Source organism: Ectobacillus ponti, assembly GCF_024294785.1.
Taxonomy (GTDB): Bacteria; Bacillota; Bacilli; order Bacillales; family Bacillaceae_G; genus Ectobacillus; species Ectobacillus ponti.
Genome location: NZ_JANCLT010000025.1, coordinates 1 through 15369, shown reverse-complemented (window position 1 = coordinate 15369; position 15369 = coordinate 1). Strand labels below are relative to the sequence as shown.

Genomic DNA, 15369 nt, shown 5'->3' with positions numbered 1-15369 from the left:
CATAAAAGTGTTTGTCTAGCTTCAAAAAATAAATGTTGACGTTTTGTGTTTTGTTCAGTTTTCAAAGAGCTTGTCCGTCGCTCAATCAGCGACTTTCTTAATATATCATCTGTACATTCACCTGTCAACAACTTGTTTATTCAGTATCTCGCAAACCGTTGTTGCATCAGCGACATGTAATAATATATCCCTTTTAAAAGGATAAGTCAACGCTTTTGCAAAAAAAACTTTTCATCCTCATTCTTCCTTCAGTGGAAAACTGCACATAGAACCCCATCTCTCCCCTTGCAAGGAACAGCTGAGCAAAAGCAACAATATAGCTACCGCTGCAATTCAGACAGGAGGAACTGCTCTTGAGAATCTGTATGATTTTATCCTCGGCACTTCTGCTATTTCTGCATAGTATGGATGTTTTCGCGCAGAACACTCCTTACAAACAATCTCAAGCCCATATACAAAAGCACCTTGTCCCCTTCTTGCTTGGTTACAGAATTCCGGGCGCCGATGCACCAGTTCTTTCCTCTTCCGTTTTGCTGGACGCCCCCCTTATTTCACAGCTGCCGGAATTACCGCGCGGTTGTGAAGTAACAAGCCTGGCCATGCTGCTGCAGTATAAGGGGTTGGCTGTCGGAAAAATGCAATTGGCGGGAAGAATCCGAAAGGATCCTGCCCCATTCCAACAAACGAAAGGCTCCATATCCTTCGGAAATCCCCATTACGGCTTTGTCGGCAGTATGACCTCTTGGGCTGAACCGGGCTTTGGTGTGTTCCACGGGCCTGTTTACGAATTGGCGAATCAATATCTGCCCGGGCAAATTATAAATCTGACCGGACATCCCTTCACTGTCATCCTGCAGCACCTAAGTCAAAGAAAGCCGGTTTGGGTGATTTCCACCAGCACCTTTGATTACGTGCCGGATCGGGATTGGGAAACTTGGCAAACAAAACGCGGACCTGTCTGCATTACAATGAAGGAACACAGCGTGCTGCTGACTGGTTATGATAAACAATATGTATACTTCAACGACCCGCTTGCCAGCGTGAAAAACCGCCGCGTTCCCATGCAAGCCTTTGTAAAAGGCTGGGATCAGTATGGCAGACAAGCTCTCACTTATAAATAAAAAACGCGATGCCGATTAGGGCATCGCGTTCTAGCTGCAAATTACTTACGAACAAACAGGAAGTAGAGTACAAACACCACTGCCAGCACATACATAGCAGGATGCACTTCTTTTGCACGCCCTTTGATTGACATTGTAATTGGATAGAAGATGAAGCCAATCGCAATACCAGTCGCAATGCTGTAAGTCAGCGGCATCGCAATCAGGGTGAAGAAGGCAGGAACTGCAACCTCGAACTTCTTCCAGTCAATCTCACCTAAAGAAGATACCATGAGAATGCCTACAATGATCAAAGCAGGTGCTGTTACAGATGCTGTAACAACACTGAGCAGCGGCGAGAACAAAAGAGATAGAAGGAACAAGCCCGCTGCCACGACTGCCGTGAAGCCGGAACGTCCGCCTGCAGCCACACCAGCCGAAGATTCAATATAAGCTGTTGTTGTAGATGTACCAAAGACTGCGCCAATTGTTGTTGCAGCCGCATCAGCAAACATCGCTCTGCCCGCACGCGGAAGCTTGTTGCCTTTCATCAATCCGGCTTGGTTTGCCACCGCAACCAACGTACCCGCTGTATCAAAGAAATCAATGAAGAAGAATGTCAGTACAACCAGAATCATTTTTGCTGTAAAGATATCGCCAATATGAGCCAGAGCTACGCCAAATGTTGGAGCAATGCTTGGAACTGCACCGATAATTTGCTTTGGAGGAGCAATCAAGCCTGTTGCCACGCCAACAACCGCTGTAGCAACCATACCGTAGAATACCGCACCATTCACCTTTCTTGTCATCAACACCACCGTGATGAACAAGCCGAAAATCGCCAGCAATGTAGGACCTTTTGAGAAATCTCCCAAGCCAACAAGTGTTGCATCGTTATTAACGATGATACCAGCATCTTGACATCCGATGAATGCAATGAACAAACCAATACCTGCAGCAACTGCATGCTTCAGCTCTGTCGGAATGGCATTAATAATTTTTTCACGAAGACCTGTAGCTGTAAGGATGATGAACAAAATACCGGAAACGAGTGTACCTGCAATGGCAGTCTGCCACGGAATCTGCATGGTCAAAAGAACTGTGTACGCGAAAAATGCGTTAATACCCATACCAGGTGCCAGAGCAATCGGATAGCGTGCAAAGATGCCCATAACCAGGGAACCTGCAGCTGCCGCCAATGCTGTCGCCACGAAAACCGCTCCCGGATCCATGCCGACTCCTGCCGGAAGACCCTTAACACCGCTCAAAGATAAAGTAGCTGGGTTTACGAATAAGATGTATGCCATAGACAGGAACGTCGTCAGACCGGCCATGAACTCTGTACGGTAGTTCGTACCAAGCTCTTCAAACTGAAAATAACGCTTCATGTGTTTGCTCCCCCGTTTGTAGTCTCGCCGCATAACCTGAGCTTCAACGCAAAAACGCCTCTATTTGGACAATAGAGACGTAGACGAGGCAAACACACAGGTGCCTGTATCTATACGCCTCGTAGTCCAGCTATTTACGGCAGCTAGGTAGAAACTTTCGGGCCATATCCCCGAGATTATACGACGGCTTGTTTTTTAAATTATGAATGATTACATGTTTATTCTAGCCCGGCATAAGAAGTTTGTCAACGTAAAAAACGAACGTTTTTTAACAAAAAACGTTCGTTCGTTCGGTATTTATTCCCATTCAATTGTTGCAGGCGGCTTGCTCGTCACATCATACACGATGCGGTTCACGTGCTTCACTTCGTTGACGATCCGCACAGAGATCTTCTCCAGCACATCCCAAGGGATGCGGGCCCAATCCGCTGTCATACCGTCAATGGAGGTCACGGCACGAATGCCTACTGTATAATCATATGTCCGTTCGTCACCCATTACGCCTACACTTCGCATATCAGGAAGAGCGGTGAAGTACTGCCAAATTTCGCGGTCAAGACCTGCTTTCTTGATCTCTTCACGCAGAATGGCATCGGACTCCCGAACAATCTCCAGCTTCTCCTCTGTTACTTCGCCCAGTACGCGGATGCCAAGACCCGGACCCGGGAACGGCTGGCGCCACACGATTTCATCCGGAATGCCAAGGGCTGTACCAAGGGCACGCACTTCATCCTTGAACAGCGTTTTCAGCGGCTCGATCAGCGTGAATTGCATATCTTCAGGAAGACCGCCGACGTTATGGTGGGACTTGATGGTCTGCGCTGTTGCTGTGCCGCTCTCAATGATGTCCGTATACAGCGTACCCTGCGCCAGGAAGTCGATGCCCTGCAGCTTGGAAGCCTCATCATCAAAGACATAGATGAACTCATTGCCGATAATCTTCCGCTTCTGCTCAGGATCAGACACACCTGCCAGCTTGTCCAGGAAGCGCTTCTGTGCATCCACCTTAATGACATTCATATGGAAGCCTTCAGTGAAGGTCTTCATGACACTCTCTGCTTCGCCTTTGCGCAGCAAACCGTGATCCACAAAAATACAAGTCAGCTGGTCGCCGATAGCCTTATGCAGCAATACAGCAACAACAGAAGAGTCCACGCCGCCGCTCAGCGCACAAAGAACTTTCTTGTCGCCAACCGTCTCACGGATTTTTGCAATTTCCACATCGATGAAGTTGCCCATGTTCCAGCCTTCAGAGCTGCCGCAAACCTCAAACACGAAGTTTTTGATCAAGTCATTGCCAAATTCGGAATGGCGCACTTCCGGATGGAATTGCACGCCGTACAGCTTACGGTCCTCATCGCTCATCGCAGCAATCGGGCAGGACGCGCTCGTTGCATCCACCTTGAAGCCTGCAGGAATGCCTGTTACCAGGTCGCCATGGCTCATCCACACAACCTGCTCGTCCGGCAGGTTGTTGTACAGCTTAGAGTTATGCTGTACATTCAGGACCGCTTTTCCGTACTCGCGGTGCTCCGCCCGTTCCACTGTTCCGCCAAAGTGCTTTGTCATCAGCTGCATGCCATAGCAAATGCCCAGGACAGGGAGGCCCAGATCGAAGATTGCCTCATCACAGTGAAGCGCGTTCTCTCCATACACACTGTTCGGTCCGCCGGAGAAAATAATGCCCTTTGGATTCATTGCTTTAATTTCTTCCGCCGTAAGCGTATGCGGATGCAATTCGCTATACACACCAAACTCGCGAATGCGGCGTGCAATCAATTGATTATACTGACTTCCGAAATCCAGAACCACAATCGTATCATGCTGTTTACTCAACACTCATCACCCCGACGTTCATTTTCTTGTCCTTGCTGATAGTATCAACAAAAAAAGGTCAGAATGCTGCCTTCCAAAAAGAAAAAGGCAGAATTCCGACCCTATAAAAGAACCCGTTCTCTCATAAGCAGAATCGCTGCCTTCATAGTCAGGAAATGTTACGGCTTCCCGGTAGAGACTCTCAACCCATATTGTTGAGGATATATGAAGGTGTTCATGATTTACCTTTTTGATTCTAACAATGGAAGACGGAGGCGGTCAAGGGTGAAACAGCAGGATTTTTTCAGAAAGTGTTGAAACTTCATCCGCTCTCCCGGGTTCGGAGCGGATGTACAACAGCAGGCCCGCTCTGTTTTTGGAGCACTTCTTCACGGAACCTTCTTTGCTCTTCATGAGACATTTCCCTATATTGCTTGAGGAACCTCTCGTAGGCGGGGATGACTTCCTGCACTGGGCCGTACTCGCGAATCTCTCCATACTGGAGCCACAGCGCCTGGTCACAGAACTCTTTGATTTGCCCCATCGAGTGGCTGACAAAGAAGATGGTCTTGCCTCTGTCCTTAAACTCAAACATCTTATTTTTAGACTTCTGCGCAAACACCTGGTCCCCAACAGAGAGCGCTTCATCAATTACCAGAATATCCGGGTCAACTGTAACTGAAATCGCAAAGCCTAAGCGCGACTTCATCCCGCTGGAGTATTTCTTGACAGGCTGGTCAATGAATGATCCAACGTCCGCAAAATCAATAATTTCCTCCTCCATCTCCCGGATTTCCCTTCTTTTAAATCCGAGCATAAGACACTTCAGTTCAATGTTCTCCCTGCCGGTCAATTGATTATTTAAGCCGGAGGAAATGGCAATGACCGCGGTCTGCCCTGCCCTTTCAACCGTGCCGGACGTGGGGGGGATGACGCCGCCGATGATGTTGGAAAGAGTGGACTTCCCGGATCCGTTCATGCCGACCAGTCCGATTACGTCCCCTTGATACGCCGTGAATGAAACACCCCGCAGCGCGTAAAAGTCCTCCCCGTAGCCTCCTGGAAGCAGGATATCCAGAATTCTCTCCTTCGGTGATTGGTACATTTTATATCGCTTGAACACATTTTGCACAACAACGGTTTCCTTCATTGCCTTCACATCCATTTTATAAGAAATCGACAAACTGATTTCTGAATTTTACATGCAGCGCAGAGCCCAGCATCAGCATGGCCAAGATGATGCTCCAGAAGTAGAGAGTATAATCCGCATGCCCGGCTGCATACCAGGTGGTGCCCAACAAAGAGGCCCGGTATCCCTCCACCAGATAGTAGAGCGGATTCAGCTTCAGCAGGAAGGTGACGTCCACTCCCTTGATGACCAGCTTATGGGCCTGCCAGAGGAGCGGAGTCAGGTACAGCGTCATTCGCAAAGCAGCCTGGATCAGCTGCTGCACATCGCGGACAATCGTGGACAGGGTTGACGTAATCAAGGAAAGGGCCAGGAGAAAAGCCAGGGTTGCCAGCATGAAATAAGGAAGCTGGAGGTAATATACCGAGACTCGGAAATCAGTAAACTGCAAGAACACAATCACCACCGCAACAAGCATCAGATGTGTGTAGAAGTTTGCCATGATGACAAATGCGGGAATGGCACTCATTGGAAAACTCATTTTCGCAATCAGCTGAATGCGGGAGTAGATGGATTTAGATGCCTTGGAAATGGCCGGATTCACAAAAAACCAGACAATCATGCCTGTCAGCATCCAAATAAAAAAAGGAACATGGGTACCATTCTCCATCACAATCTGCCGGCTGCCTCGCACTCCGACACCGAACACAAGCCAGTAGACAGCCAGTTGAATGACAGGATTTAAAATTTCCCACAATCTCCCCAGATAGTTGTTGGTATTGGCGCTTTTCATCTCAAAAGCAGACAGTCTTAAAATCAGGTAAAAGGAATGAATTTGTTCTCTCACAATTGTAACCAGTGCTTTCATCGCTAAAGATTATCCTTCCTGTAAACGCTGTTTTACTCTCCATCATTGCCCAAAAACAGGCCCTGTAAAACTTCTTCTCTCCTTTTTGGCGCATTTCCCCGGAGTATTGCCGGAAGTGTATAGATTTATTCAGCAGGTACATACTAGGGTTTGGGAAATTTTTCATAAGAGGAGGAAAGGCCGTGATAGGGAAAACACAGGCAAAGAAGCGCTGTCTCTTGCATTCATTATCCTTTCAGGAGAAGGATCTATATGTACAAATCAGTTTCTCGGGGCCGGCTGAAGCCTTGCTGTTTGTCGAGCGGTACACCACAAAGAAGAAGGAGTATCCATTAACGAAAAACAAGGATATGCTGCAGGCCCGGTTGGCGGAGCAGGACCTGCTGGAGCTGCTGACAGAGGGCAAGAATTGGGATGTATACATAACATTCCAACAGGATGAACGCACAGAGAGAATCCGGCTGGCAAACAACGGTTCGGAATTAGAGCTATTCCCTTTCCTCACGGATGAAAGCATGCTGATGCCGTTCACAACCAGGTACGGAAATGTATGCTTTAAGTCACAGCCCATACAGCCTCTCATTAAGGTGGAGCAGGTCAGATTTGTGGATAAACACCGGATTGAATTCAGTGGCTGGCTGTTTCATGCCGCGCAAACCTGCCAAGATACAACAGGTGCCTTGCTAGTGGGAGCAAGCGAAGAATCCTACCATTGGAAGGCACGGCTCCAGCTATTTGCCCGCCCTGATTTGGCCGGCCAGGCGTCTCCCATTGGCTTTCAGGCTTCTATTCCACTGGAGGCTGTCTTCCTGCAGGATAACGGCACCCTGAAGGCATGGATTGAGGTTGCGAATGCTGCTGAAAGCAACAAGCCCATGATTGCTCCGGTAACACTGAAGGCATCCCATTTAAAAAAGCAGAAGCTCTTAGTAAAAAGAGCCGGCAAAACAATGTGTGTATCCATTATTAAAACGAAAAAAGGACAACGCTTACATATAAAGGTTCAAGAATACAGCCTGCGGCAGAGCCTGAAGGACGGGATCAAGAGAAGGCTGATCTCCCTGAAGCGGCACCGGCTGGTCAAAAAAGCCTATCTGCAGGCTTTTCACTATATCGGGAAAATTCCCGGGCGAAAAAATATCGTTGTGTTCGAAAGCTTTCTCGGCAAACAGTTCAGCGACAATCCGCGTGCCATCTATGAATATTTACGGGAGCATGACTACCCGTACAAGCTCTATTGGAGCGTTGACAAACAACATCTCCATAACTTTCAGGGCAAGGGCTTGAACTGCATCCGCAGATTCTCGCTGAAATGGCTGTTCATCATGCCCCGGGCCAAGTTCTGGGTAACCAACAGCCGGATGCCTTTGTGGCTGCCAAAGCCAAAGCACACGACCTATCTGCAAACCTGGCACGGCACACCGCTCAAACGGCTGGCTGCCGATATGGAAGAGGTGCATATGCCCGGGACAACCGCCGAGGCCTACAAACAAAATTTCATCAAGGAGGCGCAGCGGTGGGATTATCTCATCTCGCCAAATGCTTATTCGACGGAGATTTTCCGCAGGGCCTTTCAATTTGACAAGGAAATGCTGGAGACAGGCTACCCGCGCAATGACTTTATCCGTAAATCTCTGGACCAAAAAATCATCGGCAAACTGAAAGCCTTCTACAACATTCCATTGGACAAGAAGGTCATTCTATATGCCCCGACCTGGCGGGATAACCAATTTCACGCCAAGGGAAAGTACCGGTTCGATGTTAGCTTGGATTTGGATTTGCTGCAGGAGCGGCTGGGGGAGGACTATGTCATGTTGTTCCGCCTGCATTACTTGGTTTCAGAAAACCTGGACCTGACGCCATACGCCGGCTTCGCCTATGATTTTTCCAACCACGAGGATATTCGCGAACTGTATATTATGGCCGATGTTCTCGTTACAGATTACTCCTCTGTCTTCTTTGATTACGGCAACCTCAAACGGCCGATGATTTTTTACGTATATGACATTGAACAGTACAGAGATAGCCTTCGAGGCTTTTACTTCAATTTTGAACAGGAAGCACCCGGGCCGCTGGTGCGGACAACAGCGGAATTGGCGGAAGCCATCAAACAGGTGGAGGCAGACGGATTTCAGCAATCCGCCCAATTCCAGCAATTCTACGAGAAGTTTTGCTATCTGGAGTCTGGCGAGTCTACCCGCAGGGTTGTGGAAAAGCTTTTCTAGCATAAAGACCAGACCGGTATCCAGCCGGTCTGGTCTTTGCATATAGGTGATCTACAGTATATACGAGGAATAAAATGGATAGAATTATACCGGAATCTTCACAGCTACCAGTCTGAACTTTCTAAAAGGAGCAGAGAGATGAATACACAATCACTCTTCAATAAGCTATTGCGTCTGCAGGCAGCCCGATTACGGATGCAAGCGGCAGGTGCACCGAATCTATATAACTTCCCTGCAGACATGAACTATTATTTTGTTACCAGGTCCATTCCCAAAGAGTTTGGGGGCCTTACCAGAGCCTTGCTGCGGAGAGCCAAAGCATTTGGGGAGCAGGCTGGCGTCAAAGTAAATGTTGTGACATTTTTATACAATGCGGATGCGGACGTCAGACCCACCATGTGGCGTCTGGAGCGGGAAGGGCTGTTGAACCGCAACTATACGACCGTTTTGAATATGTATGATTTTTATAGAGGGAAGATGGATGTCCCGTTACGAAAGATTCATCATCCTGCCGCAGAGCCTGGCTGTACATTGGTGAAGCATAAAACTAGAAATGCGTATCTTCTTTTTAAGAATGGCCTCTATGTCATGTTCAAGAGCTACGAGCGCAAGGACGGAAGATTGAAGTTCATTGATTATATCGACACGCAGAGGAAGCGCACCAAACGCGAGGAGTTTAACAGCTATGGCCGCATGCATAAAACCATTTATTATGACTATGAACAGCGTGTGAATCAAGAGCTCTTCTACAACTCCGAGGGCCATTGCTATCTGGCAAAATGGTACGATATCAAAGAGGAGGAAAGCACCATCAACTCCATTCATTGGTTCAGCCACGACGGCAAGGTGCACAAGAAATTCAAGAGTGAAGAAGACATGCAGGTGTATTGGCTGGAGCAGCTTGTCAAACGGGAAGGCAAGCATGCATTTGTTGTGGACAACCGGCATATGGACCCGATTGTGCTAAAGGCAAAAGGAGATTTCTACAAAATCTCCCTGTTCCACAGTGCCCACATCTATCCGCCGTTCCAGCCGCATTCTCCGGTCAAGGCGCCATACCGCCCGATCTTCGAGGAGCTGGAGCAAGTGGACAGCATGGTGTTCCTGACCAACGTCCAAAAGCAGGATATAGCTGCACGGACCGGCGACCGTGACAATTTCTTCGTCATTCCGCATACATACGAAAATTCGCAGCCAAGGGTGCCATTCGCCCAACGCGCGCTGAACCGTGCCGCTATTCTTGCACGCTACTCGGGGCATAAGCAGCTGGATCATGCCATCCGCGCCTTCAAGCTGGCGCTGGAGCAGAATCCCAATATATATCTGGACCTGTACGGGCATGGGGAAGAAGAGCAGAAGCTGCGGAATTTGATTGATGAACTGGGTGTGGCCGAGAATGTCTCGCTGAAAGGCTTCGCCAAAGATATTAAGCAGGTGCTGGAAACAAGCGCCTTTACCATTATTACCTCTAAATCCGAGGGCTTCTGCTTGTCCATCCTGGAAAGCCTGGCACATGGATGCCCGGTAATCAGCTATGATACGAAATACGGACCGGCTGACATGATTCAGAACGGGCACAACGGTTATCTCGTAGAAGCAAATAATATTGAAGAGTTGGGCCGTCGCATCCATCAGCTCTTCGCAAATCCCAATGAGCTGGAGCGGCTGAGCCAAGGCGCTTACGACAGTGCCCAAACCTTCAATGAACGGGTGTTTCTGGAACGCTGGTCCCACCTGTTCCGCACTCTCGCTGATCGGGAGCCCGCTTCCCGTTCGGCCGCAAACCAATAGACAAGTGGACCATTCCTGGATACAAGCAGGAATGGTCCATCTTATTTTCCTTCAGCGAACCATCACCATTGCGGCCGCATGCCGCCGCCCTGTTCCGCATGCATGGCATCTGCCTTCGTCACATGCACCGTGCCGGGCGGGTGCTGCGGCGGCGCATAGATGGAGTAGAGCTTCAAAGGCGTATTACCCGTGTTTGTGACGTTGTGCCATGTCCCTGCCGGCACAATGATCACAGAGTCATCAAACACCTTTCGCACAAAATCCAAGTTATTCTGGTCCTTGCCCATTTGAGCAATGCCCTGCCCTTCCTCCACACGCAGGAACTGGTCGATATTTGGATGAATCTCCAAACCGATATCTTCTCCCGGGTTAAGGCTCATCAAGGTCACCTGCAAATGGCTTCCGGTCCATAAGGCGGTGCGGTACGTGTTGTTTTGCTTCGTGGCTTCATTAATGTCAATGACAAATGGATCCGGTCCATAATCCTTCAGACCGGATTGGCCCATAGCGGCAGAAGACATCTGCTGAACAGGGTGTCTCATATCGTTATATATTGGCATGTAAGCATAATATGGATTTGGATGCTGATATGGATACATCCAAGGAACATAGTACATATTCTCCACTCCTTTCACAAACTGCTACGAGCATCATATGCCCGGGATGAAGGAGTGTTCTTCTCTGTATCCTTTTTTCAGAATCTGCCGCTTCCACTTCAGCGCGGCTGCTTTTCATGAGTGGACTCACCATAGCAAGAAAAACTGCCCCTGTTTTCAAAAGACAGTTGTTCTTGCATTGCGAAGGAACAGCTTACACGATGAGATGAATGAGAAGCCCAATTCCAAATAGAGAGGCGATAACCTGATGAATTCTTCGGTACTTCGCCAGAGACTTCCTGACGCCCAGCTTTTGCAGAAGGATCCCCGCAAAGCTCACCAGCAGGAGCGCAATGATTGCACCAATTCCGCTGTAGAATTGCAAGACATGCTTAGAGCCCTTCAGCAGAAAATACACCCCGTGACTTACAGACAGAGAAAGAACAGCATATCCCACAAGAGTATGATGCTTTTTCAGAAATAAAAATGCTTGTCTCATGTACTGGGCAGCATTAAGCTTATTCTTTCTTGCATATGTCCACACATGCCTCGATAACCACAAGAGCCCCGCAGCAATAGCCCCATACTCTGCTGCAGAACCCAACGTTTTATTTGCCTCCTTGAGAGCATTTCCTTGACCCGTCACAATGTCTAGAACCAAGAAGACTACACCTAAAGCAATGGCAAGAGTACCCACCCATTTTATAAGAACGGCTGCTACAGATTGCAGGCCAATCCTTTGCATCACAGCATTCCTCCTCCGGCATTTACACCTACCTTACATTTCATTTATGAAATGCGATTAAATTTTACTTAAGGAAACAATGGCAAACAGGTGAGAAATTCCTCATTTTCCAATCTAAAGGATTCGAGAGGCGAATTTGATATCAAACAGGGAGTGTCATATCACTTCTAGTCTTTTAAACAGGTAAACAGAGGGAAAGGGATAGTGTTATGTAAAGGGAGAATTCAAGGAGGAACAACAAGAAAAAGCTGTCTCCTGTTTTGAGAAGACAGCCTTTTCTTTTGTTATGAAAGGTGACTTACATCATGCCGCCCATGTGGTTTTGAGGTGTAATATGTTTGACCATGGTGGAGGAAAACCGCGTAGAATCAAGGTTTTGCTGGCATTGGGTGTAACATCTTTAACCTGGATTTACTGCGTTTTATTGGACTTCGTTAGCAAAATGTTAGCATGCTGTTAGCAAACAACGCTCTGCAATTAACTCATCTGTCCCCCTAACAAAAGTGATGCAGGCTTTATTGTGTCACTTTTGTTAGCAGTCATTGCGCAATGCTATTGTGTAACGGGGTATTAATTGCTTTAAAGTACAAGTTATAAATGTACTTGCAGAAGATTGCCTTGATTCACAGCTGATAGATAGTCTTAATAGATTTCATACAGTCCACCATATCCATCTTATCTTTTATGGCACTTTCATTATAATCGGCCATTGAGAAAAATAATTTCCATACCTCTTGAAACTTCTCTCCCTCATTTGACAAGTTTATATTATAGTCCCTTCTCCATATTATAGCCCATCTTTCACAAAATTCCTTAAATAACTCATCATTATAATTTGTTACTAGCGTTAAGCACATTGCACTGACCTCTTGGAATGAGGCATAATCAAAGAATACTCTGACTCTCTTATCTACCTTTACAATTGACAATGAAGTAGCATTTTTACCAGCTAAGAAACCATCCGAATGCACAACTGCATGTCTCAAATTACATACTTTGTCATACTCCTCTAAGACTGATTCTAAAAGGCTGTTCTTCTGAACTTGAAATCCCAAAAGTTTTTGCGAAACATTTTTAATCTCGCTACTGCTTGCAAAAGAAAAGTTCTCAGATACCCCCTGTATAGCCTTCTCACTTCCATACCATAAAACAGTACCTAAATTTACATTTTGACTACTAGATACTTTCTGTGCATGTGGACAGATTAAGATTGCCCTAGACAAGATATTTCTAAAGTAGTTTTCAGTTAAAGAAACTAAACTTAATAATAAAGTAGATGCTATGGCTTTATTATCTATAAAGAAGTTCTGTACTCCTAGCTTAATAATTTCCCTAAGACCTCTTTTAAATTCATCAATAGGGGCAATCGGAGTGAAGTCTACATACTCAATAAATCCCTTCAAATCTGGAAGTTTATAATTAGGTTGCACTTCGTTTACACAAGATGGTACTCTACTTTTACTCATACGATAAATTCCTCCGCATAAGAAAAGATTTTCTCAGCCCATACTTCTCCAATTTGTTTTACTTTTCTCAACTCAGTGTTATCAATGTCCATTAGGATGTCCCTGATGGTTCGGATGCTAGACTGCTCTTTGATATTTTTCACTCTATTAGGGGTTAATGGTAGTTTATCTATATCATTTGCTATTAATGCTTCAAATATTGAACTACTCTTCAACATCGAACCACACTCATGACAAAACTTAGCATTTTCATTTAATCTTGGTGTTTTGCACTGCTGACAAGGCGGTAATGATAATGGAAAGACAACTTGAGGGTCCTGACCGTTTAACAAAGAGGTTGCCGATACCTTTTTATAATATTGTGTATTTCTAATTTTAAGGGCTACCCGTAATTCCTCCATAGATATAGACTTTTTAGCAATAAAAGCATTGTTCTCTATAAGCATACCGTAGTGTATTGAGAACAATTCATAGATACCTTCCTGTACTCCCTTGCTAATCTCGCTTACAGGTTTTACTAAACCGGCATATTGATAAAAACTAATAACTCTTTTTACTTCTACTGGGGCATCTTTTGAAATCCCCACCACAACAGTCTGTTTATCTGCATCCTTACCCTTGTTATATTCTTTAAGGGAATTAACAAGATACCTAAATATCTCTTCTCCCTTAGTAATAAATTTGCTATATGTCGGCAACTGATACTGTAATGATTGATATATGCCAACAGTTTGCTTAACATTTTTCTTAATAGCTGACATCATATCACGTTTATTTAGTTTATACTCTACAATCCCATTATCATTCTTATAGAGTTCTCTCACCATATTTAAAAATGATCTAGGCAACCCAAAAGATGCATATGCAATAACTTCCATAATTTCCTTTTTCTTTATCAAACTCTGGTATATGTCTGTTGGTAATCGCTTACTCAGAAGAGTATACATAAATTCCACATAACCTACTGTCTCAACACTCAACCACACATTAATTTCTTCTGCATCGTGTCCAACATGAAAATTAGCTGAATAGGTTGTAACACCTGGATAAATTGCAGCTTTTGGAGATATTCTTTTACTTTTCACGTTTCTAAAAAACTCGAAAAAGTCCTTTTGTTGTTCTGGAGAGAAAGCATGTGCTGCATCATCTAATAAAAGTACACAATGTTGCTTGTTAAATACATTGAGTGCTTTACTGATTTCCTCTTCAAGAATACTTGTTGATAAAATACTTTCTTCAGATGAGAGTTCCGAAAATCGATGCTCAATGTTACTTAAGTATTTATTAACATATGCTTTAGAATAAGTTAAAGTCGACTCAAGTTCTTTAAGCTTCCCTTTATATTTTACTGCATCATAATTCTCTACATCTTCCGCTGTCTTATATAAACCTTGATAAACCTTATATAGTAACCACTGATTAAACCAAAAATTGGCATTTACGTTGGCCTTATACATAGGTTCAACTCTTAGAGCAGATTTAAAATTTACATATATAGGGAAAGAGTCCTTTAACTCTGTGCTGTCTAACGTAGACAATGAACCATAGTATGTCTTTAGCATTATTGTTGTTTTTCCACATCCCCTAGGGCCTACTAGTAGTTTAGCTCCCCCTGATGAAAGTTTCTTTATTATCTTTTTTTCGTCTGGATGTTCTATGCTCCATTTCAAAAATTCTTTCTCATCGATGTATTCTGCTTGTTCAATAAAAACATTAACATCGTCATCCATTGGAAAAGCTAGTTGCTCCTCATTAGAAATGCTCAAAGTCCCTTCCCTCCACTATTCTACAACAGAATAAATTACCATAATTGAACTTACAAGTTAAATATTACTACACTGTTAAATTCTTTAAAACCTATTTCTTGAATTTAGTCATTTAATTTTGAACGGCTAAACACTCATTATTAAATCCCAATAATTAACTATTGTTTTTCTACTTGAAATGGTTATGTTCTCCTCATCGGTGGATGACTTACCGAAAAACAAACTTCAGGAGGAACATCTCTCATGGAATACACAATCAGAAAACTATCCCAGAAAATCCGTAACAACACAGAACAAGCACTCCAACGCCTACGCAAGCGAGGTCTTGCATCATGAATAATCAGCAGCCACAGACCCTACAGGAAGTATTAAAGAAACAAGCCCTCTCACCCTTTCTCATCCAAAGTGGAATGTCAACACCTACTTGGACAACTTTTATAAGGCCAGCTGTTTAAACTCGACTGGCGTGAGATATCCCAG

11 protein-coding genes and 2 riboswitches are annotated in these 15369 nt (G+C 45.3%); of the genes, 3 read left to right on the top strand and 8 right to left on the bottom strand.

From position 1 onward, the window contains the following. Positions 1-353: 353 nt before the first annotated feature. Positions 354-1121: a C39 family peptidase gene (locus tag NK662_RS22790; RefSeq protein WP_254761277.1), complete on the top strand. Its 768-nt coding sequence runs from the start codon at positions 354-356 to the stop codon at positions 1119-1121. Positions 1122-1162: 41 nt separating this feature from the next. Here the strand turns inward: NK662_RS22790 and NK662_RS22785 are convergent, their stop codons facing one another. The 4 genes from NK662_RS22785 to NK662_RS22770 all read right to left on the bottom strand — a co-directional run bounded on the left by NK662_RS22785 (position 1163) and on the right by NK662_RS22770 (position 6300). Then, positions 1163-2488: an NCS2 family permease gene (locus tag NK662_RS22785; protein ID WP_254761276.1), complete on the bottom strand. Its 1326-nt coding sequence runs from the start codon at positions 2486-2488 to the stop codon at positions 1163-1165. 102 nt (positions 2489-2590) lie between these two features. Then, a riboswitch (purine riboswitch) is annotated at positions 2591-2692 on the bottom strand. Positions 2693-2785: 93 nt separating this feature from the next. Then, the gene (gene guaA / locus NK662_RS22780) at positions 2786-4324 is read right to left on the bottom strand and encodes a glutamine-hydrolyzing GMP synthase (RefSeq protein ID WP_254761275.1); all 1539 of its coding nucleotides are present in this window, start codon (positions 4322-4324) and stop codon (positions 2786-2788) included. A 125-nt stretch (positions 4325-4449) separates the two neighbouring features. Further along, positions 4450-4552, bottom strand: a riboswitch (purine riboswitch). Positions 4553-4625: 73 nt separating this feature from the next. Next, positions 4626-5453 (bottom strand): teichoic acids export ABC transporter ATP-binding subunit TagH, encoded by an 828-nt coding sequence (gene tagH / locus NK662_RS22775; RefSeq protein ID WP_254761274.1) that lies wholly within the window; start codon positions 5451-5453, stop codon positions 4626-4628. 16 nt (positions 5454-5469) lie between these two features. After that, positions 5470-6300 carry an ABC transporter permease gene (locus NK662_RS22770; RefSeq protein WP_254761273.1) on the bottom strand — a complete coding sequence of 277 codons (831 nt, stop codon included), beginning with the start codon at positions 6298-6300 and terminating at the stop codon, positions 5470-5472. 182 nt (positions 6301-6482) lie between these two features. On the opposite strand from NK662_RS22770, the gene NK662_RS22765 reads away from it, so the two are divergent. Both NK662_RS22765 and NK662_RS22760 read left to right on the top strand, forming a co-directional pair. Beyond that, complete coding sequence (locus NK662_RS22765; RefSeq protein WP_254761272.1) at positions 6483-8525, top strand: CDP-glycerol glycerophosphotransferase family protein; 2043 nt, start codon at positions 6483-6485, stop codon at positions 8523-8525. A 138-nt stretch (positions 8526-8663) separates the two neighbouring features. Further along, the gene (locus NK662_RS22760) at positions 8664-10316 is read left to right on the top strand and encodes a glycosyltransferase (protein ID WP_254761271.1); all 1653 of its coding nucleotides are present in this window, start codon (positions 8664-8666) and stop codon (positions 10314-10316) included. Positions 10317-10378: 62 nt separating this feature from the next. On the opposite strand, the gene NK662_RS22755 is transcribed toward NK662_RS22760, so the two are convergent. The 4 genes from NK662_RS22755 to NK662_RS22740 form a co-directional block, all read right to left on the bottom strand. Continuing rightward, a complete protein-coding gene (locus NK662_RS22755; protein ID WP_254761270.1) occupies positions 10379-10933 on the bottom strand; it encodes a cupin domain-containing protein in 555 nt (184 codons plus the stop codon). Between the two features lie 193 nt (positions 10934-11126). Further along, positions 11127-11657 (bottom strand): hypothetical protein, encoded by a 531-nt coding sequence (locus NK662_RS22750; protein ID WP_254761278.1) that lies wholly within the window; start codon positions 11655-11657, stop codon positions 11127-11129. A 623-nt stretch (positions 11658-12280) separates the two neighbouring features. Further along, positions 12281-13123, bottom strand: a complete 843-nt coding sequence (locus NK662_RS22745; protein ID WP_254761269.1) for a hypothetical protein — start codon at positions 13121-13123, stop codon at positions 12281-12283. Further along, entirely contained in the window at positions 13120-14889 is a 1770-nt protein-coding gene (locus tag NK662_RS22740; RefSeq protein ID WP_254761268.1) for an ORC-CDC6 family AAA ATPase, read from the bottom strand. The genes NK662_RS22745 and NK662_RS22740 overlap by 4 nt, the downstream gene beginning before the upstream one ends. Positions 14890-15369 lie beyond the last annotated feature (480 nt).